We start from the raw sequence: 25712 nt of genomic DNA on the forward strand, positions 1-25712 counted from the left end.
GCCCGCCCCCGCCTGCTCGTCCTCGGATCGACGTTCCCGGCCCGCCCGGACGACGGTGTGCCGGCGTTCGTGCTCGACCTCGCCCACCAAGAGGCCCTCGAGTTCGACACGATGGTGCTCACCCCGCGGGTGCCCGGCGGTGCCACCACCGAACGCATCGGCGACGTCGGCGTCCGGCGGTTCCCGTACTTCCCGAAGGCGTTCGAGGACCTGGCCGACGGCGCCATCCTCGACAACCTCAAGGAACGCCGCTCGCGCATCGTGCAGGTGCCGGCCCTGGTGCTCGCGCAGTGGTTCGCGATCCGTCGCGTGGTCCGCTCCGCGAAGCCCGACGTCATCCACGCGCACTGGGCGATCCCGCAGGCACTCGTCGCGACGTTGGCGGCCCCGGGCGTGCCCATCGTCGTCACCACTCACGGCGGGGACATCTACGCGCTCCGCGCCGCTCCCCTGGTCCGCCTGAAGCGCTGGGTCTTCGGCCGTTCGGCGCACGTCACCACCGTCAACTCCGAGATGCGCGAGCGCCTGACCGAGTGGGGCGTGTCCGAGGCGCGCTCCACCGTCATCCCGATGGGCGTCGACCTCGGTCCGGCCCGCGCCACCCGCGCCCGCGTCGCCGCGCAGGAGCACCACGTGGTGGCGGTCGGCCGGCTCGTCGAGAAGAAGGGCTTCGGCAACCTGATCGAGGCGCTCCGGGGACTCGGCGACGACGTGCCGTGGCGACTCACCGTGGTCGGGGACGGCCCCTACCGGGCGCAGCTCGAGCAACAGGCCGCCGGACTGCCGGTGACGTTCCTGGGCCAGCGCGGGCGCACCGAGGTGCTCGAGACCCTGGCTGCGGCCACCGTCGTGGCGGTGCCGTCGATCCCGGCGGCGAACGGCGACCAAGAGGGGCTGCCGGTCACCCTGCTCGAGGCCGCTGCCGTCGGCGCCGCGATCGTCGCGAGCGACCTGCCGGGCATCCGGGACGTCGTGCACGACGACGTGTCCGGCGTCCTCGTCGCCCCCGGTGACGTCGACGCCCTCCGCGACGCCCTGTGCCGCGTGCTCACCGACGACGCCGCACGGGCGAGGTACCAGGAGCAGGCCGTCGTGTCGGCGGCGGACTTCTCCACCGAGCGCATCGGCGAGCGCTACCGGGCGGTGCTGCGCGCAGCCATCGGCTGACGACGCGGCAGACGCACAGGAGGCCCGGTGCCGGTCCCACGGACCGGCACCGGGCCTGCTGTCGGTCGCGGCTAGCGCCCCATGCCGCGGTACGTGAAGCCGGCGGCGGTCCAGGCGTCGCGGTCGAGGCAGTTGCGGCCGTCGATGACGACCGGGCTCGACACCAGGGACGCCACCGTGGTCGCGTCGAGCTCGCGGAACTCGGTCCACTCGGTCAGCACCAGGACCAGGTCGGCGCCGGACAGCGCGTCCGCCGCCGTCTCGACGAAGTCGAGCTCCGGGTGCACGCGACGCGCGGTGACGACGGCCTCGGGGTCGTAGGCGGACACCGTGGCACCGAGCTCGTGCAGGCGCGCAGCGATGTCGAGGGCGGGCGAGTCACGGACGTCGTCCGAGTTCGGCTTGAAGGCCAGACCGAGGACCGCGACGCGCTTGCCGCTGACGACCCCGCCGAGCAGCTCCTGCGCCAGCTCCACGACGTGCGCACGACGACGCAGGTTCGTGGCGTCGACGTCGGCCAGGAACGCCAGGGACTCCCCGACGCCGAGCTCGTTCGCCCGGGCCTGGAACGCCCGGATGTCCTTGGGCAGGCAGCCGCCGCCGAAGCCGAGGCCGGCGTTGAGGAACTTGCGGCCGATGCGGGCGTCGTGGCCGATGGCGTCGGCGAGCGCGGTGACGTCGGCGCCGGCGACCTCGGCGATCTCGGCCATCGAGTTGATGAACGAGATCTTCGTGGCGAGGAACGCGTTCGCGCTGATCTTGACGAGCTCGGCGGTGGGCAGGTTGACGACGAGCCGGGGGGTGCCGGACGCGAGCGCCTCGGTGTAGACCTCGTCGAGCGCGTCGACGGCGGCCTGCCCGGCGTCACCGTCCGGCACACCGTAGACGAAGCGGTCCGGGCTGATGGTGTCCTGCACGGCGAAGCCCTCACGCAGGAACTCGGGGTTCCAGACGAGCGTCGCCCCGGGCACGGCCTCGGACACCTCGGCGGCGAGGCGTGCGGCGGTGCCGACCGGGACGGTCGACTTGCCGACGACGAACTCGCCGGCGGACAGGTAGGGGGTGAGTGCGGCGACCGCGGCGTTCACGTAGGTCATGTCCGCGGCACCGGTCGGGCTCTGCGGTGTGCCGACGGCGAGGAAGTGCACGCGGGCACCGGCGACCTCGGCCATGTCGGTGGTGAAGCGGATCCGGCCGGAGGCGAGCGCCTCGGTCAGGATCTCCGGGAGCCCGGGTTCGAAGAAGGGGGCTTCGCCGGCAGCGAGCCGCTCGATCTTCGCCGGGTCGACGTCGACGGCGACGACCTCGTGTCCGAGCTTGGCCATGGAGGCGGCGTGCACGGCACCGAGGTACCCGCAGCCGATGACAGAGATACGCACGACGAAGAAGGTACCGGTTTCTCGTGGGAGTTCCAGCACCCCGGTACCCAGGGTGTCGCGGCGGCGTCAGGCGCGGACGTCGCCCCACGGCGGTCGGTCCGGGCCGCCGACGATCTCGTCCCAGTCCGGCTCGCGGTGCCGCCGCCGGGCCTCGTACGCCTCGACCAGGTCGTGCAGGACGGCCACCACGAGGTCGGCGTGCGGGACATCCGCGAGCACCACGGCGGGGTCGTCTCCCGGGAACACCAGGACGTCACCGGAGCGGAACACGCCCTGGAGCCCGCGCCGGCGCACCGTCACGTCGTACCCGCGGGAGTGCAGGAGCTCCTGCCGGGTCCGGGTGCCGAGCCCGTGCACGACGACGAGCCGCCGAGTCGTGACGACGTACCGCTCGGACATCCAGCGGAACAGCGGCACGGCGCCGCCGAACACCACGAGCACCACGACGAGTCCCGCGACGACGGCGTTCAGCCACGCCAGCTGCGCCTGGAACACCCCGAACCCGAACCCGCCGGCGACCATGACCAGCACGACGAACACCGCCGGGCGCACGAGCCGACGAGCGTGCGGTCGCAGGCGAGCGACGACGCGTTCGGGCGGCGGCTCGGCGGTCATGCCGTCATGCATACCGCAGGTGGGTGACGTCCCCCACGGCGACGCCCCTGGAGTCACCCGCTCGATCCCGGATCGTGATGCGGCCCGCGTCGTCGATGCCGGTGGCGTCGGCCTCCTCCACGGTGCCGTCGGGCAGCTCGAGGCGGATGCGGCGACCGATCGTGCCGCACGCGGCGCGGACGTGGGACCGGACCGACTCGGCGGCGGGACCACCGGCGACCAGGGCGGCCACGGCCTCCAGGACGGCTGCCCGGAAGGCGGACAGGACCGCGTCGGCCAACGCGGGGGCGTCGTCGACCGCGCCCGCCACGAGCAGCGACGTCGACGTCGGGGTCGGCAGGCGGTCGGCGGGGATCGTGAGGTTCACGCCGGCGCCGACCACGATGCTGCCGTCGGAGGCGACCTGGCAGAGGATGCCGCACACCTTGTCGCCCGCGACCTGGACGTCGTTCGGCCACTTGACGGCGACGTCGGCGCCGGCGGGCAGCACCCGTGCGATCGCGTCACGCATGGCGGCGCCGGCGACGAGGGGCAGCCAGCCGCGGTCGTGGTCGGCGAGGTCGACGCGCACGAGCAGGCTCGCGGCCAGCGCCTCGCCCGCCGGTGCGCTCCACGTGCGGTCGAGGCGCCCCCGGCCCGCGGTCTGGTGGAGCGTCGCGACCACGCTACCGTGCTGCTGCTCGGGTGCCACGGCGAGCAGGTCGGCGTTGGTGGAGCCGGTCTCGTCGGGGACGGTGAGGGTCGCGCCCGCCGACCGGACCGCTTCGCTGGTGGCGGGGAACGACGACGACGGGGATGTGGACATGCACGCAAATGTACGGGCAGGAACCGTGGGGGTCCTCCAACCGGCCCCGACGTCGCCGCCGGTAGGGTGAGCGGGTGACTTCAGGAGACACCCCCGATCTCTCGACGACGGCAGGCCGGCTGGCCGACCTCCGCGAGCGGTACCACGAGGCCGTGACCGCTGCGGGCGAGTCCGCGATCGCCAAGCAGCACGCCAAGGGCAAGGGCACCGCGCGCGAACGCATCGAGCAGCTGCTCGACGAGAACTCCTTCGTGGAGTTCGACGAGTTCGTCCGCCACCGCACCACCTCGTTCGGCATGGACGCCAAGCGCCCCTACGGCGACGCGGTCGTCACCGGCGTCGGCACGATCCACGGCCGCAACGTCGCCGTGTACGCGCAGGACTTCACCGTCTTCGGCGGCTCGCTCGGCGAGGTCGCCGGCGAGAAGATCATCAAGGTGATGCAGCACGCGCTGAAGACGGGCGTGCCGATCATCGGCATCCTCGACTCCGGCGGGGCCCGGATCCAGGAGGGCGTGGTCGCGCTCGGCAAGTACGGCGAGATCTTCCGCCTCAACACCCAGGCGTCCGGCGTCATCCCGCAGCTGTCGATCATCATGGGCCCGGCGGCCGGCGGTGCGGTGTACTCCCCCGCCCTCACCGACTTCGTGATCATGGTCGACAAGACCAGCCACATGTTCGTCACCGGCCCCGACGTCATCAAGACCGTCACCGGCGAGGACGTCGGCTTCGAGGAGCTCGGCGGCGCGCAGACCCACAACGCGGTCTCCGGCGTGGCCCACTACCTGGCCGAGGACGAGACCGACGCGCTCGACTACGCCCGCTCGCTCATCGGGTTCCTGCCGGACAACAACCTGTCCGACGCCCCCGCCTACGACGTCGCCCCGGAGCTCGAGACCACCGACGCCGACCACGAGCTCGACCTCGTGATCCCGGACTCGACGAACCAGCCGTACGACGTCACGACGATCATCGAGCACGTCGTCGACGACGGCGAGTTCCTCGAGGTCCAGCCGCTCTTCGCGCCGAACATCCTGATCGGCTTCGGCCGGGTCGAGGGCCGCACCGTCGGCATCATCGCGAACCAGCCGCAGGCCATGGCCGGCACGCTGAACATCGACGCCGGTGAGAAGGCAGCCCGCTTCGTGCGGTTCTGCGACGCGTTCGGCATCCCGATCCTGACCCTGGTGGACGTGCCCGGCTACCTGCCCGGCACCGACCAGGAGTGGACCGGGGTCATCCGCCGCGGCGCGAAGCTCCTGTACGCCTACGCCGAGGCCACCGTCCCGCTCGTCACCGTGATCACGCGCAAGGCCTACGGCGGCGCGTACATCGTGATGGGGTCGAAGCAGCTCGGCGCCGACATCAACCTCGCCTGGCCGACCGCCGAGATCGCCGTCATGGGTGGTCAGGGCGCCGTCAACATCCTGTACCGCGCCGAGATCAAGCGCGCCGAGGAGTCCGGCGAGGACGTCGCAGCGGTCCGCACGAAGCTCGCGAACGAGTACACCTACAACGTCGCGTCGCCGTACCTGGCGGCCGAGCGCGGTGAGCTCGACGGCATCATCCAGCCGCACGCCACCCGCGTCTCGGTCATCAAGGCCCTGCGTGCCCTGCGTGGCAAGCGTGCGACGCTGCCCCCCAAGAAGCACGGGAACATCCCCCTCTGATGGGTGCGCACTGATGGGTCGTCACGCAGCACCGGTCCCCTCGGACGAGCCCGCCTCGGTGGCCGACGTCCGGGTGGTCTCCGGTGAGCCCACCCCCGAGGAGCTCGCAGCGGTCGTCGCCGTGCTGCAGCGCCAGGCCGACGAGGCCGCAGCAGCCGGTCGCGCCGAGGTCGTCGACGAGCCGCGCACCGGGTGGCAGGCCTCGGCCCGCGGCCTGCGTCGCCCGCTCGACCACGGTCCCGGCGCTTGGGGCCGCTCGCTCCGCTGACGGACCTTGACCTCGCTGTACCCCTGGTGTCCCCGACCCGGCGGACGTTGCAGGCTGCACTTCCCGGTCGGTATCCCCTCGCACGGGGGACACGAATCGCCGAAGAGGACCGGAAATGCCGAATTTGTCCCCCATAATGACGACTGACACAGGGGTTGTGGGTTGGCATAGTTACTGGTGTTCGGTGTCCTTCAACGAAGAACATCGCAGGTCGGTGGCCGACTAGGGTACGACGCCACCGCCCGCTGCGAGGCAGGGCGACATTCGGGTTGTCGCTCAGCCTCGGGTCGTGAACGGGCCGGTCGGATACGACCGGCCCGTTCCCCGTTTCCGGGGGCGTTCGCGCGCAACCCTTTCGCGACGCTCCACGCGTCGAACGACTCGTGTGTTGTCGGAATGGTCGCGTCAGCCGTCGGCGCCAGCCCGGCGCGACCACGGTGCGGCCGGGAGGCCCGTGGCGGCGCCGCCCCGTGCCTCCCGGCCGCCACGCCCCGCGTCCACCGCCGCGCGCACCACTTTCGCGACATTCCACGCGTCGATCACCTCGTGGTCCGTCGCAAGATGTGCACGCAGGTGCCAGCTCGAGCGGGCGCAGCGCGCCTCAGGCGGGCTCGTGCCGGGGGATCTCGAGCCAGAGGGCCACGGAGTCGTCCTCGTCGCCGTCGTCGTCCTCCATGCCCGCTCCGAGGGCCGCGGACTCACTCGCGGCCGTGTCGAGCTTGAGCCCGACGACCGTCACCGCGGAGTCGGACCCCTCGCTGACGGTGCGGACGATGACGTTGTCGGCCTCGCGGGCCTGGCGGAGCGCCTCGGCGATGCGGGCGTGGATGCGGCGGACGTCGTCGACCTCGAGCTCGTCGAGACCGCCGTCGTCGTGCAGCTGCACCGTCGCACCCCGGCGGCGCAGGCGCATGACCTCGTCGCGGACGTCCTCGGACAGCAGGGAACGGCCGCGGATCTCGTCACGGATGGCCTGCTCGAGGTGCAGGCACTCGGCCCGGTCCGCGTCGTCGAGGTCACCGCACGAGTCGATGATCCGCTGCAGCATCGGCAGGGCCATCCGCGTGGTCTGGCTCAGGCGGAACTGCCGTTCGAAGACGTGGGCGTCCTGCGCCGCCTGCCAGTCGGCGGTCTCCTGCTCGGCACGGACGAGCTCGCGGGTGTTGCGGATGGCACGGTTCATGGCGATGGCGAACACCGTCGCGATCGCCACCCAGGCCACGCTGCCGAGCACCCCGAGTGCGCCCAGCGCATCGAGACCGGCCCAGGCGACCGTGTACACGGCGAGGAACAGGACCCCTGCCCAGGCGAACGGGCCGCGTCCCCGCACGACGAGCACGACCATCAGGGTGCCGACGGCGGCGATCCACCACGTGGCGGGCCCCGGCGGCCTCGACAGGTCGACGACGGGTGCCGCGACCAGCGGCATCACGATCGCGGTGGCGAGCGAGAAGCACGCCGTCCAGACCGGCAGGACCTTGCCGGGCACGAACAGCGCGGTGCCGGTGGCCGCGGCGTAGAGGACCATGCAGGCGATCACGGGGCCGACGTCCTGCACGCGCTGCAGCGACGCGACGGCGAGGACCAGGTGGTAGAGGGAGAACAGCGACGCCAGGCCGAGCGCGATGCTCGCGGGCAGGGAGACCTTCACGCTGCGGCTCCCGTCGTCGTGGGCGTCACGGGCGACCAGGTCAGTTCGATGCGCGTGCCCTCACCCGAGGCGGTGTGCACCTCGGCTCGGCCGTCGACGGCGGCGACGCGCTCGATGATCGACCGCCGCACCCCGAGTCGTTCGGACGGGATCGTCGCGACGTCGAAGCCGCGACCGTCGTCACCGACCTCGATGTGCACACCGTCGTCGTGCTGCTCGACGCGGACCCACCGGGCGACGTCGGGCCCACCGGCGTGCTGGACGCTGTTGACGGCCGCCTGCAGTGCTGCTGACGCGAGGGCGTCGGCGACCGACGCCGGCAGTCGGACCGAGCCGGTCGGCGCCGGGACGAGCCGGACGGGTGCCGCGAGGGCACCGATCGCCTCGCCGATGCGGGCGCGGAGGTCGGCGAGCGAGACCGGGGTGTCGTCGTCCGGGCCGTCGGCTGCCGCGGCCTCGAGGTGGTCGATGGCGTTCCGCGCCATGCGGGCGGCGAGGGTCTTCGCCTCGAGCGTGTCGGCCCGCGCGGCGGAGAGCAGGGTCGTCAGCACGCTGTCGTGCACGATCGCGTCGACCTGCACGCGCTCCACCTCGACCGCGTGCTCGCGGATGGCGTGCGAGTACCGGCGGACCGCGGTCGACTGCGCCGTGTCGACCGACGAAGCGGCACGGCGGAGGACCACGGCGATGACGAGCACCGCACCGCTGAGCAGCGCCGTGTACACGCCGTCGAGCAGCGCACGGACGAGCCCGGCGTCGCCGCCGACCGGGGTGAGCCGGAGGACGACGTAGACCGCCGGAACGAGTGCGGTGTAGATCGTCGCCCGCCAGGTGGCGAAGCCCATGGCCGCCGCGGTCGAGCCGACGGTGCAGAACCACCACGGCCACGGCTGCTGCGTCGACGGGATCGGGTCCTGCACCGTGAGCGGCCACGTGGTCAACGCGACCAGGAAGAGCAGGGCGCACAGGATCTGCGCGAACTGCGCCACCCGCGGCACGAACGCCGAGACCCCGACGAGGACGAACGACGCCCCGAGCGCGATCGCGACGACCGGGCCCCAGAACGGGTCGAGGTAGGGCAACTGGGCGAGGACCGCCGGGGTGTCGACGACGCCGAGGCCGACCGCGGTCATCGCCAGCAGGATCGCGAAGGCACGCTCCACCGACGCCTGCGTGATCGACGCGCGGACGCTGCGTGACGGATCGGCACCGAAGGGCGCTCCGTCCCCGAAGCCGACCGGGTCGCCAGCAGGCGCACGGCTCGAGCCTGCTGCGACGCGGCCGAACCGCCGACCGGTCCCCCGACCGGTCCCCGGGACGCTCCCCCGACCGGTCCCCCGGCGCGACGCCGGCTCAGCCGCGCTCGCCATCGTGTTCAGCGACCGTCACCGTCGGGGTCGATGCCCGAGTCGAGCCCGGGGAGGATGCCGTCCTCGACCGCCCGTCGCAGCAGGTCGACCTTCGTCGGGGCCGGGCGACCGACCTCGACGTACTTCACGCGGATGCGGTCGAGGTACTCACGAGCCGTGGAGTACCCGATGCCGAGTTGCTGCGCCGCCAGCTTGAGCGGCAGGCCCGAGGCGTACAGGTGCAGGATCTCGCGCTCGCGCCGGCCGAGCTGGGCCTTCGCGAAGTCGCGGTCGGCGTCGATGGCGCTCGCCCACTCGAGGTTGTTCAGCACGTCACCACGCGCGACGGTGGCGACCGCTGCCATCACCGTCTTCGTGGCGGACGACTTCGGGATGACACCGGCAGCCCCTGCTGCGAGTGCCTCACGGACGTTGGCGACGCGGTCCGCGATGGAGTGCACGAGCACGGCGGAGCCGGTCCCCTGCACGCCCTTGACGTTCTCGGTCACGGTCGAGCCGTCTCCGAGGGACAGGTCGAGGACGACGACGTCGACCTCGCGCCCGTCGAGGTTCTGGACGTACTCGGGCACGCTCGCGGCGGTGAGCACCACCTCGAAGCCCTCGTTCTGGCACGCCGCCTGGATCCCGAGTCGCACGGACTCGTGGTCGTCCACGATCGCGACCCGGACCGGCCTGGTGGCCGTGCCCGACGTCTCGGCTGCGGTTGTCGTTCCTGCTCCCACTGTGGCCTCTCGTTCCGATGTGCGTCCCCGGCCCCTGAAACCGGATCGCCATCAGCGCCCAGGATACCCAGGCTGGACTCAGGTCCGGGGAAACCGGACGCGCCACGCGGACGAAACCGCCCGGTTGCCCGTCAGCGCGCGGGTGTCAGGCGCGCCACGGCCTCCATGTGGTGGGTGTGCGGGAACAGGTCGAACGCCCGCAGCGCCTCGAGCTTGTACCCCAGGTCGGCGAACGTCGCGACGTCGCGGGCGAGCGCGACCGGGTCGCAGGCGACGTAGACGACCTGCGACGGGTGCAGGGCCGCGATCTGCTCGACGACCTGACGACCGGCACCGGCACGCGGCGGGTCGAGGACGATCGTGCCGGCGCGGAACCGGTCCTGCTCGGCGCGCGAGGCGTTCGCCACCGTGTTCGCGAGCCAGCGGTCGACCCGCCCGGTCTCGGCGCGCGCACCGAGCCACTCGGCGAGGTTCTCCTGCGCGTGCTCGGTCGCGCGCGCGGCGCTCTCGACGCTCGTGAGGCGCGCCTTCGGGCCGACGAGGTCGCCGAGCGCGGCGGCGAGCAGGCCGACACCGCCGTACAGGTCCAGGTGGGTGCCCTCGGGGTCGAGCCGGTCGCGGTCGACCAGGTCCTGCACGGCCTCGGTGAGCACGGACGCCGCGGCACGGTGCACCTGCCAGAAGCCGTTGTCGTCCACCTCGAAGGTGCGCTCCCCCACGACCTCGGTCACCACGGTGGGCTTCTGCTCGTCGATGACGAGGCGCGCGCCCTCGGAGCCACTCGGTGCCAGCACGTCGATGACCGACGACCCGGGCATCACGCCACGGCCGAGCGGCGCGCTCTGCTGCACGGCGTCGTTCGCGAGCGGCAGGCTGGTGACGGGGATGACCGAGTGCGAGCGTGCGGCGAACGGGCCGGCGGTGCCGTGCTCGTCGACGTGCAGCCGGACCCGGGTGCGCCAGCCGAGGCCGTTCGCGGCGTCGTCACCGGGTGCGGCCTCGACGACGACGTCCGTGCCGAGCACCGACGCCAGGTCGGTGTGCGCGAACCGCGAGAACGAGTCGACGAGCACGTCGTGCTTCAGCGTGCGCTGGTGCGCGAGGGCGATGTGGCCGAACTCGGCACCGCCCGGGCGCGTCTCGGGGTCGCGGTCGAGCGCGGCCTCGGCCCAGACGTGGTCGACGCGGTGCTCGCTCGGGGTGACGACACTGACGGTGTCGGCGCGCCAGAACGACTTCTTCCGGTCCTCGGTCACCCGGGCGACGACGCGCTCCCCGGGGATCGCGTCGGAGACGAAGACCACCCGGCCTTCGTGTCGTGCCACCGAGATGCCGCCGTGGGCGATCCCGGTGACGTCGAGTTCGAGCAGCGTTCCGACGGATTCACCCATGGTTCGATGGTCCCATGCGTCTGTACCTCGCGAGTACATCCCCCGCCCGCCGAGCACTCCTCGCCCAGTCCGGGATCGAGCCCGTGCTCGTGTCGCCCGGGGTCGACGAGGACGCCGCGGCGTCCGCTGCCGCCGCCTCGCTCGGCCGTGACCTGACCGGCCCGGAGCTCGTGTCGCTGCTGGCCGTCGCCAAGGCGTCGGCCGTCGCGGACGCCGACGTCGCCGGGTCGCCGGTCGACGGCTTCGTGTTCGGCGGCGACTCCGCCTTCGAGGTCGACGGGCGCCTGTACGGCAAGCCGCACGACCCGTCGGTGGCCCGGGAGCGCTGGCGGCAGATGCTCGCCGCCGGCGGCGGGACGCTGTGGAGTGGACACTGCGTGATCGACCGACGACGCGACGACCGGCGCCGCGACCTGGACCCGACCACGGGACGGACGGGAGGCCCGGATGCGGCCCGCCCCGTGCCTCCCGTCCGCAGCCTGGTGACGTCTCCTGCCGGCGTGCCGGAGCTGGGGGACGTCGCGCCCGGTGGGTCGGCCCTGGCCGCCGGCGGCGACCGCGTGGTCGCCGTGGACAGCGCCGTGCTGACGTTCGCCGACGACCTGTCCGCCGAGGAGATCGACGCGTACGTGGCGACGGGCGAGCCGCTCGAGGTCGCGGGGGCGTTCACCATCGACGGGCGGGCGGCGGCGTACATCTCGCGCATCGACGGGGCGCCGTCGGCGGTGGTCGGGCTGTCCCTGCCGGTACTGCGGTCGATGCTCCTCCGCGGCTTCGGCGTCCGCTGGCACGAGTTCTGGTCACTGTAGACATCCGCACTTGTTCGGCCCGGTTCTTTGTGGGTGCCAGTCAATTCGTGCTCCCGTTGCACGAATACGCTGATGTCTCATGCCCCGTATCAGCAAGGTCCTCATCGCGAACCGCGGCGAGATCGCCGTCCGCATCATCCGCGCGGCCCGCGACGCAGGCAAGGCATCGGTCGCCGTCTACGCCGACCAGGACCGTGACGCCCTGCACGCCCGCCTCGCCGACGAGGCCTACGCGCTGAACGGCACCACGAGCGCCGACACCTACCTCGTCATCGACAAGATCATCTCGGTCGCCCGACGGTCCGGCGCGGACGCCGTGCACCCGGGCTACGGGTTCCTTGCCGAGAACGCCGACTTCGCCCGTGCCGTCATCGACGCCCGACTGACCTGGATCGGCCCGTCGCCCGACTCGATCGAGCGCCTCGGTGACAAGGTCTCCGCGCGCCACGTGGCCGAGAAGGTCGGCGCGCCGCTCGCCCCCGGCACCATCGAGCCCGTCAAGGACGCCTCCGAGGTCATCGCGTTCGCCGACGAGGTCGGCCTGCCGGTCGCCATCAAGGCGGCCTTCGGCGGCGGTGGCCGTGGCCTGAAGGTCGCACGGACGCGCGACGAGGTCGCCTCGCAGTTCGAGTCGGCGACGCGTGAAGCCATCGCGGCGTTCGGTCGGGGCGAGTGCTTCGTCGAGAAGTACCTCGACAAGCCGCGCCACGTCGAGACCCAGTGCCTGGCGGACGAGCACGGCAACGTCGTCGTCGTGTCGACGCGTGACTGCTCGCTGCAGCGCCGGCACCAGAAGCTCGTCGAGGAAGCACCCGCGCCCTACCTGACGGACGCGCAGCAGGAGCGCCTGTACGAGTCGTCGAAGGCGATCCTGCGCGAGGTCGGCTACGTCGGTGCCGGCACGTGCGAGTTCCTGATCGGCGCCGACGGCACGGTGTCGTTCCTCGAGGTCAACACCCGCCTGCAGGTCGAGCACTGCGTGTCCGAAGAGGTCACCGGCATCGACCTGGTGCGCGAGCAGTTCCGCATCGCCGAGGGCGGCGTGCTCGACTACTCCGACCCGACGCCCCGCGGGCACTCGTTCGAGTTCCGCATCAACGGCGAGGACCCGGGCCGCAACTTCTTCCCCGCGCCCGGCCCCGTGCACGCCTTCAACGCGCCGTCGGGCCCCGGCGTCCGCGTCGACTCGGGAGTCGTGAGCGGCGACGTCGTGTCCGGTTCGTTCGACTCCATGCTCGCGAAGCTCATCGTCACCGGTGCCACCCGCGCCGAGGCGTTGGAACGCTCGCGTCGTGCACTGGCCGAGTTCGAGGTCACCGGCCTGCCGACCGTGCTGCCCTTCCACCGTGCGGTCGTGTCGGACCCGGCGTTCGCGACGGACGACTCCTCGCCGTTCTCCGTGTACACGCAGTGGATCGAGACCGACTTCGTCAACGAGATCCCGGCGTGGAGCGGTTCTCCTGAAGAACTGCCGGCACCGGCTTCGCGCGACTCGGTCGTCGTCGAGGTGCAGGGCAAGCGCATCGAGGTCACCATGCCGTCGATCGTCGGTGGCGGTGCCGCCGCCGGTGTCGCCGGTCGTCGTCCGGCCGGTCCCTCCGCTCCCCCGAAGCGCCGCTCGTCGGCGGTCAAGGGCGGCATCGCGAAGTCCGGCGGGTCCGTCGCGTCGCCGATGCAGGCGACCGTCGTGAAGCTCGCGGTCGCCGAGGGTGACACCGTGGTGAAGGGCGACCTGCTCGTCGTGCTCGAGGCCATGAAGATGGAGCAGCCCGTGCAGGCCCACAAGGACGGCGTCGTCACCGGGCTGAACGCCCCGGTCGGCCAGACGGTCTCCTCCGGTCACGTGCTGCTCGAGCTGGCGTAGGCGCGAGCGGAGTCGCGGGCCGTCGCGGGCCGTCGGCTCGGGTTGCGCCCCGCTGCGGTCATCGCGCCCCGACTCTTCGGGGCGCGATGACCGTCAGAGGGCGCGGCTCGCAGCATGACGCCAGGCAGTACCCCAGTTCGGACCGAGCGGCACCCCGGCGTCGTGCAGGATCCGTGGGAGCTGCCCCGCGGGCATCGCGTCCGACCACATCACCCGTGCGAAGCCGTTGACCCCACGGCGGCGGCGGAGACGGTCCTCACGGCGCTTCTCGTCGACCAGGGCGTCTGCCGCTGTGCGTCCTCGCCGCGGGTCGTCGTACTTCACCCGGCCGTCGAACTCGACGATCACCCCGGCTTCCGCGAACCACAGGTCCACCCGGTCGTGCAGCAGGCCGTCGTGCCGGAACTCCTGCTGCAGTACCGGGTCCGGTGCGCCGAGCACGTGCGCACCCCACCGTGTGATGCTCTCCCCCGGTGACTCGGCGAGCGGATCCGCGTACTCGACCAGTTCCCGTGCGCGTCGATGCCCGCGAGCACAGCGACTGCCGAGCGCTTCGAGGATCGTCGCCCGCTCGACGCCGCGCCGCAGGACCGCGTCGAGCACGACGATGGCACGCCACGGGTGTTCGCGAAGGGCGACGTCGACCGCGGTTTCGGTCAACGTCGTGACGGGTACACCGTCGACCTCGACGGAGGACGGTCGCCTGCCGGCGCTGCCGATGCGCTGGATGCTCCGCTTGACCTGGCCCCGGTCCCGGGACGGGTCGGTCACGGTGACACGCTCGCCGAACGCCCCGATCCACGGCAGTCCGAGCATGGCGACCGCTGACCGGTGCGACACCACGACGGAGCCCGTCCCGCCGGCGAGCACACTCCGCACGAGCACACTCCGCACGAGCATGCGATGTCGTTCGCGTTCCGTCATCGACGCCCACTCGCCCGACCCGATGTACGTGCCACGGTGCACCCGGACGAGGGCGCCGGCATCCGCTGCGCGACGGATCGCCGACGCACGACCGGGGTCCTGCGCGAGGCCGACGGTCGAGATGGGTTCGTGTTCCATGCTCCGATGATCGCGACGCACGGTCCGTCGCGAGCGGGGTCTGCGCGATCTGTGGACAGGCCACGGGGCAGCGCACCCGCTTGCAGGCATCGCGCCCCGAAGAGTCGGGGCGCGATGCCCGCAGCGGGGCGCAACACGAACGAGCGCTACCGGGGCGCGACGCGAACGAGGGGGGCGGCGGGCGGCGGCGCTACGAGACCAAGGGGCGGACGGACTCCGCGAGGGCGTCGACGAGGCGCTGGGCCTCGGCGGGGGTCTCGGCGACGGTGTCGATGTAGACCTTGACCTTGGGCTCGGTGCCGCTCGGTCGGACGATCACGCGCGCGTCACCGGTCAGGTCGTAGCGCAGGATGTCGGACGGCGGGAAGCCCTCCACCCCGTCGACGTAGTCCGTCACGGTGCGGACGTCCAGGCCGCCGAGCGACGACGGCGGCGCGGACCGCAGCGACGCCATGATCTCGCCGATGCGGGACAGATCGTCCACGCGGGTCGCGACCTGCCCGGACGCGAACGCCCCGAACTCGGCGGCGAAGGCGTCGAGCTGCCCGGCGATCGACGATCCGGCAGCGGCGAGGTCCGACGCCAACGACAGCAGCGACAGTGCCGCCGAGATGCCGTCCTTGTCGCGCACGACCGACGGGTCCACCAGGTAGCCGAGGGCTTCTTCGTACCCGAAGAGCAGCCCGGGGACCCGCGAGACCCACTTGAAGCCGGTCAGGGTGTCGCGGTACTCCAGGCCGTGGCGGGCGGCGACGCGGGCCAGCGCCGGCGACGAGACGATCGACGCCGCGAGGGTGCCCGTGGCGCCGGTCTCCGACGCACGGACGGCAGCCTGCCACCCGAGCAGCCACCCGACCTCGTTGCCGGACAGGCGGCGGTAGGTCGGGTCCCCGGAGTCGGAGACCGCGGGGATCGCGAGCGCGAGCCGGTCGGCGTCGGGGTCGTTCGCGATGACGAGGTCAGCGCCGACGGCGAGCCCGCGGGCGATCGCCAGGTCCATCGCGCCGGGCTCTTCGGGGTTCGGGAACGACACGGTCGGGAACGCTCCGTCCGGCTCGATCTGCTCCGGCACGACCGCGGGCGATGCGAACCCGGCGGCGGCGAACACCGCGCGTGCGGTCTCCCACCCGACACCGTGCATCGCCGTGTAGACGACCTTCGGCTGCTCCTGCGGCGCCAGGGTCGGGGCCGGCACGATGGCGGCCGTCGCGGCCACGTAGGCGTCGAGCAGCGCCGACGACGCGACGGTGTAGTCGGTGCCCCGGGGCAGGTCCGTGATCGACCCGGCAGCGACGGCTTCGATGGCCGCAGCGATCGAGCCGTCGACCGGCGGCACGATCTGCGACCCGTCGTCGTCCTGTCCGAGGTAGACCTTGTACCCGTTGTCGCGGGGCGGGTTGTGGCTCGCGGTGACCATCACCCCGGCGCCGACGTCGAGGTGCCGCACGGCGAACGCGAGCACCGGCGTGGGCAGGGCGACCGGCAGCAGCGTGACCTCGAGCCCGAGGCCACGCATGACCTCGGCGGAGTCGCGCGCGAAGACGTCGGAGTTCACCCGGCCGTCGTAGCCGATCACGACGCTGCGCGACCGGCCCGTGTCGATCAGGAAGCGTGCGAGACCGGCAGCGGCCTGCGACACGACGACCCGGTTCATGCGGAGCGGGCCGTAGCCGAGCTCGGCGCGGAGTCCGGCAGTACCGAACTGCAGCCGGCCGCCGAACCGCGCGGCCAGGGCCTGCACAGCCGGACCGGAGCCGTCGGACGCGGCGTCGATCGCGGCGGTCAGCTCGTCGCGGGTCTGCGGATCCGGGTCCTGCGCGAGCCAGGACCGAGCGGTCCCGAGCACGTGGTCGAGGTCGATCTTCACGACGCCGGCTGCCCGAGGGCGGTCACCACGCGGGCGAGCAGGTCCGCGATCACGGGCTCGGCCTGCTTGCCGGCCTCGAGCACCTCGGTGTGCGACAGCGGCGTCTTCTGGATGCCGGCGGCGAGGTTCGTGATGAGGGAGAACCCGAGGACCTCCATGCCGGCCTGTCGGGCGGCGATGGCCTCGAGCGCGGTGGACATGCCGACGATGTGGCCGCCGATGGCCTTGGCCATCTGGACCTCTGCCGGGGTCTCGTAGTGCGGGCCGCGGAACTGCGTGTAGACGCCCTCGTCCAGGGACGGGTCGACCGACCGCGCCACGGCACGCAGCCGGGACGAGTACAGGTCGGTGAGGTCGATGAACGTCGCGCCCTCGAGCGGGCTGTCGGCGGTCAGGTTGATGTGGTCGCTGATGAGCACGGGCGTGCCGGGCGTCCAGTGCTCTTTGATGCCACCGGCACCGTTCGTCAGCACCATGACCGTGGCACCCGTGGCCGCGGCGGTGCGGACGCTGTGCACGACCCGGCGGACACCGTGGCCCTCGTAGTAGTGCGTGCGTGCGCCGATGACCAGCGCGTGGCGGCCGTCGGCGAGGCGGATCGACCGGATGGTGCCGGAGTGTCCGGGCACGGCCGAGGCGCTGAACCCGGGGACCTGGTCCGCCGGGATCTCGGACACGGTCTCACCGATGATGTCGGCGGCCTTGCCCCAGCCCGAGCCGAGGGTCAGGGCGATGTCGTGCCGCTCGATGCCGGACTTCGCGGCGATGACGGCGGCGGCGTCCCGCGCGACCTCGAACGGGTCGGCAGCGGGGTCGTTCAGCGGGTTCTCGGTGCTCATGCCCCAACTCTAAAGGGCAGACGCCCGCCCCAGCGGCCGCCGCCGCACCCGCCGCAGCGGCCGCCGCCGCACCCGCCTCAGTGCTCGCCGAGCGCCCGGTCCACCGCCGCCGTGATCTCGCCCTGGTCGAAGTGGTTCCGGATCACGATGACCTCGGCGTAGGTGTCACCGATCGCCTCGACGAACTCCTGGCTGGTGAGGATCACGTTGGCGTCGTCGGACACGTCGCGCACGGAGGCCACGTCGGCCGCGACGACCGATGCTTGCAGGCCGAGGGCGGACAACGCCTTCTCGGCGTTCACCTTGAGGATGCCGCTCGAGCCGATGCCCGCGCCGCAGATGGTCACGATCTTCACGCGGACACCCCCATGATCGTGCGGACCTCGTCCGCCGTCGTCGCGTCGGCGATCCGCCCCGTGACGGCCTGGTCGTTGAACAGGTTCGCGATCTCGCCGATGGACTCGAGGTGCGTGCCGACCCCGGCGACCGCGAGCCCCAGGACCACGCGGACCGGGTCGTTGTGCGGGTGGCCGAACGCGACCGGTGTCTCGAGGGTCACGACGGCGAGCCCGTCGCGCAGGACTGCGCCGCCTGGTCGGGCGTGGGCGAACGCCAGGCCCGGGGAGATCACGATGTACGGCCCGTGTTCCTCGACCATGCCGATCATGGCGTCCGTGTACTCGTCGGTCGTGGCTCCGGACGCGACGAGCGCGCCGCCGGCCAGGCGCATCGCGTCACGCCAGGTGGGCGCGGTGGCCCCGAGGAGCACGGCGGCGTCCGGCAGCGGCGGCAGTCCCATGCGTCAGGCCTCCGAGTACCCGGAGGTGATGGTCGCGATGATCTCCTCGCGGTCCTCGAGCGGCAGGAAGGAGCCGAGCGCCGCGTTGATCTGGAACGCCGCCAGGTCGTCGAGGTCGTAGCCGAACGTGCCGGCGAGCAGCGCGAGCTCCTTCGACAGCGACGTCCCGCTCATCAGGCGGTTGTCGGTGTTCACCGTGACCCGGAAGCCGAGCTGGTAGAGCACGTCGAAGGGGTGGTCGGCGAGGTCGTCGCCCCAGGCCGCGATCGCACCGGTCTGCAGGTTGGAGGACGGCGAGACCTCGAGCGGGATCTCGCGGTCGCGGACCCACGACGCGACCTCGCCGAGGGAGGCCAGCGTCGAGCCGTCGCCGGCGTCGGAGAGGGTGACGTCCTCGAAGATCCGGACGCCGTGCCCGAGGCGCAGCGCGCGGCCGTCGACGAGCGCAGACCGGATCGAGGCGAGTCCGTCGGCTTCGCCCGCGTGCACGGTGACGGGGAACAGTTCGGACGCCAGGTAGTCGAACGCGGCGCGGTGGTTCGAAGCGGGGAACCCGGCCTCGGCACCGGCGATGTCGAAGCCGACGACCCCGTTGTCGCGGTGCCGGACGGCGAGCTCGGCGACCTCGAGCGAGCGGTCGGCGTGGCGCATCGCGGTGACGAGCTGGCCGACCCGGATGCTGCCGCCGGCGGCGTCGACCGCTTCCTCGATGCCGGCCTGCACGGCCTCGACCGTCTCGTCGAGCGTCAGCCCGCCCTGCAGGTGCTGTTCCGGGGCCCAACGGACCTCGCCGTAGACGACGCCGTCGGCGACCAGGTCCTCGACGAACTCCTTCGCGACGCGGTGCAGCTGCGGAGCCGTCTGCATGACCGAGATGGTGACGTCGAACGTCTTCAGGTACTCGACGAGCGAGCCCGAGTTCGACTGGTCGGCGAACCACTGCCCGAGCTCGGACGGGTCGGTGGTCGGCAGCGTGACGCCCGCGGCACCGGCAAGCTCGACGATCGTCGCGGGGCGCAGGCCGCCGTCGAGGTGGTCGTGCAGCGAGACCTTCGGCAGGTCGTTGATGACCGCTCCGGCGTCGGGCAGGCGGTAGGTCGGGGCGTCGGCGCTCATGCGACCAGGCTATCGGTGGTCAGCGACCGCGCGCAGGCACCTGTGCACAACAGACCCCTGCACAGACTGGCGCATCCCACTCAACGGGATCGCGAAGCGATCCGTGGGATGCGCGGGCGAGCCTGCGAGCCCGGTCCACACGTGTGCGGAGAGCCTCCAGTCGGTCGGACGGTCGCGTTCAGCCCGCGATGCGCTCCCGCACGATCGGCCCGCGGGCCGCCACGGCAGCGTCGGACGAGCCGATCGACCACGCACCCTCGAGCGACTCGAGCGCCCGCGGGATCCGCGAGGCGTCATCGGTGTGCAGCGTCCAGAGCGGCTGCCCCTCGGTCACGGTGTCACCGGGCTTGACGTGCAGCTCGATGCCCGCCCCGGCCTGCACCGGGTCCTGCGCGCGGGCACGACCGGCACCGAGGCGCCAGGCCGAGACGCCGAACGGCAGGGCGTCCTGCTGCGCCAGCACGCCGGACGTTGGCGCCGTGACGACGTGCTGCTCGCGGGCGACCGGCAACGCGGCGGAGGGGTCCCCACCCTGCGCGGAGATCATCCGGCGCCAGGTGTCCATCGCGCGACCGTCGGCCAGCGCCGCGGCGGGATCGGCGTCCGGCAGTCCAGCCAGCGTGAGCATCTCCGAGGCCAGGGCGACGGTCAGCTCCACGACGTCCGACGGCCCCCCGCCCTCGAGGACCGAAACCGACTCCCGCACCTCGAGCGCGTTGCCGATCGTCAGCCCGAGCGGGACCTCCATGTCGGTCAGCAGCGCCGAGGTCTTCACCCCGGCGTCGTTCCCGAGGTCGACCATCGTCTGCGCGAGCTCGCGCGACGCCTCGTACGTCGGCATGAACGCACCGGAGCCGAACTTCACGTCGAGCACGAGCGCACCGGTGCCCTCGGCGATCTTCTTCGACATGATGCTCGACGCGATGAGCGGGATGCACTCGACGGTGCCGGTGATGTCGCGCAGGGCGTACAGCTTCTTGTCGGCAGGTGCGAGACCCGAGCCGGCGGCGCAGATGACCGCACCGACGTCGGACAGGATCTCCATCATCCGGTCGTTCGACAGCGCAGCCTGCCACCCGGGGATCGACTCGAGCTTGTCGAGCGTCCCGCCGGTGTGGCCGAGGCCACGGCCGGACAGCTGCGGCACCGCGACGCCGAACGACGCCACCAGCGGTGCGAGCGGCAGCGTGATCTTGTCGCCGACCCCACCGGTGGAGTGCTTGTCGACGGTCGTCTTGCCGAGCGACCCGAACGACATCCGCTCCCCGGACGCGATCATCGCGAGCGTGAGGTCCTTGACCTCGCGCCGCTCCATCCCGTTCAGGAAGATCGCCATCGCCATGGCGGCCATCTGCGGGTCCTCGACGTAGCCGCGCGTGTACGCGTCGACGAGCCAGTCGACCTCGGCGGTGCTCAGGGCGCCGCCGGATCGCTTCGTGCGGATGAGGTCGACGGTGTCGAACGGCTCGACGGCCATGGGGATCAGTGCTCCTGCTGGTAGGTGGCGAGGGTGCGCGGCCCGAACGCGTCGGGCAGGACCTCGTCGATGGTGCGGATGCCCGAGACCGTCTCGAGGAGCATGCCCTCGGTCGAGTGCTCGAACAGCAGCTGGCGGCAGCGGCCGCACGGCATCAGGGTCGCCCCGTCGCCGTCGACGCACGTGAACGCGACGAGCTTGCCGCCACCGGTCATGTGCAGCTGCGACACGAGCGAGCACTCCGCGCAGAGCGTCACCCCGTAGCTCGCGTTCTCGACGTTGCAGCCGGAGACGATCCGGCCGTCGTCGGTGAGCGCCGCGGCGCCCACCGGGAACGACGAGTACGGCGCGTAGGCGCGCCGCATCGCGGCCGTGGCGGCGTCCCGGAGAGCGCCCCAGTCCACGTCGTCGACCGGGAGGCCCGTGGCTGCGTCCGCCCCGTCGGCGGCGGTGTCGCCGCCTCCCGCGCGCAGGGCCGTGGCCGGGTCCGTCCAGGCGATCGCGTCGGTGGACGCGGCCGTGCCGTCGTCCGCAGCGTGCGTGTCGGTCATGTGCCGTGCCTCCTGGCCGTCAGCTCTTGATGTACGGCTTGCCGGACGCGGCGGGACCGCGCGACTGCCCGACCAGGCCGGCCACCGCGAAGATCGTCACCACGTACGGCAGCATCAGCAGGAACTCGCTCGGCACGGGCGAGTCGATCGCCCCGAGCGTGTTCTGCAGGTTCGACGCGAAGCCGAACAGCAGCGCCGCCAGCGTGGCCTTGATCGGGTCCCAGCGGCCGAAGATGACGGCGGCCAGGGCGATGTAGCCGGCGCCCGCGGTCATGTCCTTCGTGAACGGCCCGACCGCATCGAGCGTGAAGTACGCGCCACCGAGGCCGGCGATCGCGCCGGCGAGCGACACGTTCCAGAACCGGGTGCTCGTGACGTTGATGCCCACCGTGTCGGCCGCCTGCGGGTGCTCGCCGACCGCGCGGAGGCGCAGGCCCCAGCGGGTCTTGAACAGGCCGAAGGTGACGACCGCGACGGCCACGTACGCCAGGTAGACGATGACGCTCTGCTCGAAGAACACCGGACCGATGACCGGGATCTGGTGGAGCAGCGGGATCTCGAACTTCGGGAACCGGACGCCGACGTTGAGCGTGGTCTCGTTCGGGGACAGCACCTGCGAGTACAGGAAGCCGGTCAGCCCCGAGATGAGGGCGTTGATGACGACGCCGACGATGACCTGGTCGACGAGGTACTTGATGCTGAACGCGGCCAGGATGAACGAGACGAGCACACCGGCGACGAGCGCGCCGACGAGCCCGACCCACGCGGAGCCCGTGAGCGACGCGATGAGCGCCGAGGTGAACGCACCCGCGAGGAACTGGCCCTCGATGGCGATGTTGACCACGCCGACCCGCTCGGAGATGACGCCGCCGAGGGCACCGAAGACGAGCGGGACGCTCAGCCCGAGTGCTCCGACCAGCAGGCCGGGCAGCGGGATCGTGGCGCCGGCCGCTGCCCACGTCAGGAAGCCGACGACGAAGACGATCGCGAAGACCGACGTGACCCAGAGCGGGACGTGCCGGTACGCGCGGACCTCGACGAAGGCGTAGACCGTGGCGATCGCGAGGAGCACGACGACGACGTAGCCGGTCGGTGCCGCCGACAGCGGGACGTTCGGCAGCGCGACGAAGTCGCCGGCGTTCGCGAGCCGGAAGGTGGTCGTGCCGACGCGGCTGAGCAGGACGAAGAACACGACCGCGAGCAGCGTGAACACGGCGTACCCGATCGGGAGCTTCCAGCTGCGGGTCGTCTCGACCGGACGGTCGGACAGGGGCGACGCGGGCGCCGCGGTGGGGCTGAGGGTGCTCACGCGGCGACCGCCTTCTTGCTGTTCTTGCTCGTCTTCGTGCGCTGGCGGGCTCCCGGCTGCGGGATCCGGAAGATCGCGCGGACGAGCGGCGGCGCCGCGATGAACAGGACGATGAGGGCCTGGATGACACCGACGATGTCGATCGGGATGCCGTTGGCGGCCTGCATGGCGTAGCCACCGTTCTTCAGCACGCCGAACAGGATCGCGGCCCAGAACACGCCCCACGGCTTCGAGCGACCGAGCAGCGCGACGGTGATCGCGTCGAAGCCGATGCCGGCGTCGATGCCCGAGGTGAAGCCCGTCGTGACCGCACCCTGCACCTGGTAGGCACCGGCGATGCCGACGAGGGCACCGGAGATGACCATGACCCAGATCGTCAGTGCCGGCACGCTCATGCCGGCGACGCGGGCGGCGCGGGGGTTCTCACCGATGGTGCGGAACCGGAAGCCGAGCGACGACTTGTTGACGAGCCACCAGACCACGACGACCGCGATGATCGCGACGATGAAGCCGAGGTCCACGCCGTACCGCACGCCGAACAGCTGCGGCAGGAGGGCGCTGTCCTTCGTTGCCGGGGAGATCGGGTTGCTGCTGCCCGGAGCCTGGAGCAGACCGGGGGTCCGGAGCAGGTAGCTGACCAGGTAGAGCGCGACGTAGTTGAGCATGATCGTGACGACCACCTCGTTCGCACCCGTCCGGGCCTTGAGCACCCCGACGATGCCGCCCCAGACCGCACCGCCGACGATGCCGGCGACGATCGTGAGCGGGATGTGGATCGCGGCAGGGCCGTCGAACGAGAACCCGACCCAGCCGGCGGCCGCGGCCCCCATCAGGATCTGGCCCTGGCCGCCGATGTTGAACAGCCCGGCGCGGAAGGACAACGCGATCCCGAGGCCGGCGACGACGAGCGGCACCGCGTAGTCGATCGACCGGGTGAGCGGGGCGATCGCCTGCTGGAAGCTGGTGGCGCCGAAGTTGACCACCGAGCCCTGGAACAGCGAGGCGTAGGCGCCGCCGACCGCGGTGCCGATGGCCTGGAGCATGTCGGCGGGACGGGCGAAGAAGTAGCCGGCCGTGGCGCGGACGTTCTCGTCGGTCAGGGCGATGAGGATGCCGCAGGCGACGAGGGCGAGGACGACCGCGAGGACCGTGACGAGCACGGAGCCGTTCAGGATGCTCTGCATCGCGGCGTGCCAGCGGTCGGTGCCGGGGGCGCCGTTGCGGCGCTCGGTGTCGTCCGCCGAGTCCGTCATCAGGTGCGGGGTCTCCGGGGCCTCCTGCAGACGGTCGTCGGTGAGCGGCTGCTGCGTGTTGTCTGGGTCCTGCGCGGTCATGCGGCCAACTCCGTTCCGGTCGTGGATGTGGCTTGAATCTCGCCGGCCGAACCGGTCATGCGGCCAGCTCCGTTCCTTCTGGGATCTCGCCGGCCATCATGAGGCCGAGGACGTCTCGCGGGGTGGTCGCCGGCACGATCCCGACGATGCCGCCGCGGTACATGACGGCGATGCGGTCGGCCAGTGCCACGACCTCGTCGAGCTCGGTGGAGACGACGATGACGGGCACACCGGTGTCGCGGGTGGCGACGATGCGCTTGTGCACGAACTCGATCGACCCGACGTCGATGCCGCGCGTGGGCTGCGCGGCGACGAACAGCCGGAGCTCGCGGCTGAGCTCCCGGGCGAGGACGATCTTCTGCTGGTTGCCGCCGGACAGCCGACCGGCAGCGGTCGCGCGGCCCGGCGTGCGGATGTCGAACTCGGCGATCTTCTCGTCGGCGAAGGCGTCGCGCTCGGCGGCGCGGATGGTGCCGGCGCGGACGAACGCGTCGTGGTCGGACCGGTCGAGCATGAGGTTCTCCGCGATCGTGAACTCGCCGACCAGGCCGTCCTCCTTGCGGTCCTCGGGCACGAAGCCGACGCCGGCGTCGAGCACCTGCTTGACGCTGCGGCCGGTGAGCTCCTTGCCGTCCAGCGTGATGCGGCCGGCGTGGACGGGCTCGAGACCGAGGATCGCCTCGGTGAGCTCGGTCTGCCCGTTGCCCTGCACCCCGGCGATCGCCAGGACCTCGCCACGACGGACCGAGAACGACACGTCGTCGACGAGCACGATGCCGGACGGGTCGGTCACGGTGAGGCCCTCGACGACCAGGGCGTCCTCGCCGCCGGTCGACGGCGTCTTGTCGACGACGAGGGAGACGGCACGGCCGACCATCATCGCGGCCAGCTCGTTGTTGGTCGCCGCGGGCGAGGCCTCGCCGACGACCTTGCCGAGCCGGATCACCGTGATGCGGTCGGCGACCTCGCGGACCTCGCGGAGCTTGTGGGTGATGAAGACGATCGCGGTGCCGGCCTCGCGGAGCTGCCGCATGATGCCCATCAGCTCGTCGGTCTCCTGCGGGGTGAGGACGGCCGTCGGCTCGTCGAACACCAGCACGGAGGCGTCGCGGGAGAGCGCCTTGATGATCTCGACGCGCTGCTGGACGCCGACGGGCAGGTCCTCGATCTTGGCGTCGGGGTCGACGTCGAACCCGAAGCGGTCGGAGATCTCCTTGACCCGCTTGCGGGCGCCGGCCAGGTCGAGCCGTCCACCGAAGGTGGTCTGCTCCTGACCGAGCATGACGTTCTCGGCGACGGTGAAGACGGGCACGAGCATGAAGTGCTGGTGCACCATGCCGATGCCGGCGCGCATGGCGTCACCGGGGCCGTCGAAGTCCTGGACCACGTCGTCGAGCAGGATCTCGCCCTCGTCGGCGTCGTACAGGCCGTAGAGGACGTTCATCAGGGTGGACTTGCCGGCGCCGTTCTCACCCAGGAGGCAGTGGACCTCACCCGGCTCGACGGTGAGCGAGATGTGGTCGTTGGCGACCAGGGCGCCGAACCGCTTGGTGATGCCGCGGAGTTCGAGCTTCATGTTCGGGAGTCTATTTCTGTCTCGCGCGCGCCACGCGGGCGCACGAGAACGCGGGCGAGGGAAGATCCCCC

Annotated in this window: 23 protein-coding genes; 5 read left to right on the forward strand and 18 right to left on the reverse strand. The window is 71.9% G+C overall.

What is annotated here, in order from left to right; genetic code table 11:
• Window positions 1-1167 (forward strand): glycosyltransferase family 4 protein (locus GVL05_RS09625; protein ID WP_159573016.1); only part of this gene is annotated, 1167 nt, incomplete at its 5' end.
• Between the two features lie 71 nt (window positions 1168-1238).
• On the opposite strand, the gene GVL05_RS09630 is transcribed toward GVL05_RS09625, so the two are convergent.
• From GVL05_RS09630 to GVL05_RS09640, 3 genes are all read right to left on the reverse strand, one after another.
• The gene (locus GVL05_RS09630) at window positions 1239-2546 is read right to left on the reverse strand and encodes a UDP-glucose/GDP-mannose dehydrogenase family protein (RefSeq protein WP_159573017.1); all 1308 of its coding nucleotides are present in this window, start codon (window positions 2544-2546) and stop codon (window positions 1239-1241) included.
• Between the two features lie 66 nt (window positions 2547-2612).
• On the reverse strand, window positions 2613-3161 hold the full coding sequence (locus GVL05_RS09635) for a PH domain-containing protein (protein ID WP_159573018.1): 549 nt from the start codon (window positions 3159-3161) through the stop codon (window positions 2613-2615).
• 4 nt (window positions 3162-3165) lie between these two features.
• Window positions 3166-3966, reverse strand: a complete 801-nt coding sequence (locus tag GVL05_RS09640) for a biotin--[acetyl-CoA-carboxylase] ligase (RefSeq protein WP_159573019.1) — start codon at window positions 3964-3966, stop codon at window positions 3166-3168.
• Between the two features lie 74 nt (window positions 3967-4040).
• On the opposite strand from GVL05_RS09640, the gene GVL05_RS09645 reads away from it, so the two are divergent.
• Window positions 4041-5636: an acyl-CoA carboxylase subunit beta gene (locus GVL05_RS09645; RefSeq protein WP_123292198.1), complete on the forward strand. Its 1596-nt coding sequence runs from the start codon at window positions 4041-4043 to the stop codon at window positions 5634-5636.
• Between the two features lie 13 nt (window positions 5637-5649).
• On the forward strand, window positions 5650-5904 hold the full coding sequence (locus GVL05_RS09650; protein ID WP_123292197.1) for an acyl-CoA carboxylase subunit epsilon: 255 nt from the start codon (window positions 5650-5652) through the stop codon (window positions 5902-5904).
• Window positions 5905-6505: 601 nt separating this feature from the next.
• Here GVL05_RS09650 and GVL05_RS09655 read toward each other — a convergent pair.
• From GVL05_RS09655 to GVL05_RS09670, 4 genes are all read right to left on the reverse strand, one after another.
• Window positions 6506-7555 (reverse strand): hypothetical protein, encoded by a 1050-nt coding sequence (locus tag GVL05_RS09655; RefSeq protein WP_159573020.1) that lies wholly within the window; start codon window positions 7553-7555, stop codon window positions 6506-6508.
• Window positions 7552-8925: a sensor histidine kinase gene (locus tag GVL05_RS09660; protein WP_159573021.1), complete on the reverse strand. Its 1374-nt coding sequence runs from the start codon at window positions 8923-8925 to the stop codon at window positions 7552-7554. The genes GVL05_RS09655 and GVL05_RS09660 overlap by 4 nt, the downstream gene beginning before the upstream one ends.
• Before the next feature lie 5 nt (window positions 8926-8930).
• Window positions 8931-9647 carry a response regulator transcription factor gene (locus tag GVL05_RS09665; protein ID WP_111086608.1) on the reverse strand — a complete coding sequence of 239 codons (717 nt, stop codon included), beginning with the start codon at window positions 9645-9647 and terminating at the stop codon, window positions 8931-8933.
• A gap of 131 nt (window positions 9648-9778) precedes the next feature.
• On the reverse strand, window positions 9779-11038 hold the full coding sequence (locus GVL05_RS09670; protein WP_159573022.1) for a class I SAM-dependent RNA methyltransferase: 1260 nt from the start codon (window positions 11036-11038) through the stop codon (window positions 9779-9781).
• A 14-nt stretch (window positions 11039-11052) separates the two neighbouring features.
• Between GVL05_RS09670 and GVL05_RS09675 the strand changes: the two genes are divergently transcribed.
• Complete coding sequence (locus GVL05_RS09675; RefSeq protein WP_159573023.1) at window positions 11053-11847, forward strand: nucleoside triphosphate pyrophosphatase; 795 nt, start codon at window positions 11053-11055, stop codon at window positions 11845-11847.
• Between the two features lie 79 nt (window positions 11848-11926).
• A complete protein-coding gene (locus GVL05_RS09680; protein WP_159573024.1) occupies window positions 11927-13711 on the forward strand; it encodes a biotin carboxylase N-terminal domain-containing protein in 1785 nt (594 codons plus the stop codon).
• A gap of 93 nt (window positions 13712-13804) precedes the next feature.
• On the opposite strand, the gene GVL05_RS09685 is transcribed toward GVL05_RS09680, so the two are convergent.
• From GVL05_RS09685 to GVL05_RS09735, 11 genes are all read right to left on the reverse strand, one after another.
• A complete protein-coding gene (locus GVL05_RS09685) occupies window positions 13805-14773 on the reverse strand; it encodes a hypothetical protein (protein WP_159573025.1) in 969 nt (322 codons plus the stop codon).
• Window positions 14774-14963: 190 nt separating this feature from the next.
• A complete protein-coding gene (locus GVL05_RS09690) occupies window positions 14964-16640 on the reverse strand; it encodes a phospho-sugar mutase (protein WP_159573026.1) in 1677 nt (558 codons plus the stop codon).
• A complete protein-coding gene (locus GVL05_RS09695) occupies window positions 16637-17479 on the reverse strand; it encodes a purine-nucleoside phosphorylase (RefSeq protein WP_159573027.1) in 843 nt (280 codons plus the stop codon). The genes GVL05_RS09690 and GVL05_RS09695 overlap by 4 nt, the downstream gene beginning before the upstream one ends.
• A gap of 77 nt (window positions 17480-17556) precedes the next feature.
• Window positions 17557-17835: a PTS sugar transporter subunit IIB gene (locus GVL05_RS09700; protein ID WP_123292189.1), complete on the reverse strand. Its 279-nt coding sequence runs from the start codon at window positions 17833-17835 to the stop codon at window positions 17557-17559.
• Entirely contained in the window at window positions 17832-18278 is a 447-nt protein-coding gene (locus GVL05_RS09705; protein ID WP_159573028.1) for a PTS sugar transporter subunit IIA, read from the reverse strand. The genes GVL05_RS09700 and GVL05_RS09705 overlap by 4 nt, the downstream gene beginning before the upstream one ends.
• A 3-nt stretch (window positions 18279-18281) precedes the next feature.
• Window positions 18282-19394 (reverse strand): adenosine deaminase, encoded by a 1113-nt coding sequence (locus tag GVL05_RS09710; protein WP_159573029.1) that lies wholly within the window; start codon window positions 19392-19394, stop codon window positions 18282-18284.
• Between the two features lie 178 nt (window positions 19395-19572).
• Window positions 19573-20871 carry a thymidine phosphorylase gene (locus GVL05_RS09715; protein ID WP_159573030.1) on the reverse strand — a complete coding sequence of 433 codons (1299 nt, stop codon included), beginning with the start codon at window positions 20869-20871 and terminating at the stop codon, window positions 19573-19575.
• Window positions 20872-20876: 5 nt separating this feature from the next.
• Window positions 20877-21275 carry a cytidine deaminase gene (locus tag GVL05_RS09720; protein WP_123339066.1) on the reverse strand — a complete coding sequence of 133 codons (399 nt, stop codon included), beginning with the start codon at window positions 21273-21275 and terminating at the stop codon, window positions 20877-20879.
• Window positions 21276-21441: 166 nt separating this feature from the next.
• On the reverse strand, window positions 21442-22731 hold the full coding sequence (locus tag GVL05_RS09725) for an ABC transporter permease (RefSeq protein WP_123292185.1): 1290 nt from the start codon (window positions 22729-22731) through the stop codon (window positions 21442-21444).
• Window positions 22728-24065: an ABC transporter permease gene (locus GVL05_RS09730; RefSeq protein ID WP_200849194.1), complete on the reverse strand. Its 1338-nt coding sequence runs from the start codon at window positions 24063-24065 to the stop codon at window positions 22728-22730. The genes GVL05_RS09725 and GVL05_RS09730 overlap by 4 nt, the downstream gene beginning before the upstream one ends.
• Window positions 24066-24120: 55 nt before the next feature.
• A complete protein-coding gene (locus GVL05_RS09735) occupies window positions 24121-25641 on the reverse strand; it encodes an ABC transporter ATP-binding protein (protein ID WP_123292184.1) in 1521 nt (506 codons plus the stop codon).
• Between the last annotated feature and the right edge of the window lie 71 nt (window positions 25642-25712).

The organism is Curtobacterium sp. 18060, from assembly GCF_902706105.1.
In the GTDB taxonomy this organism is placed as follows: domain Bacteria; phylum Actinomycetota; class Actinomycetes; order Actinomycetales; family Microbacteriaceae; genus Curtobacterium.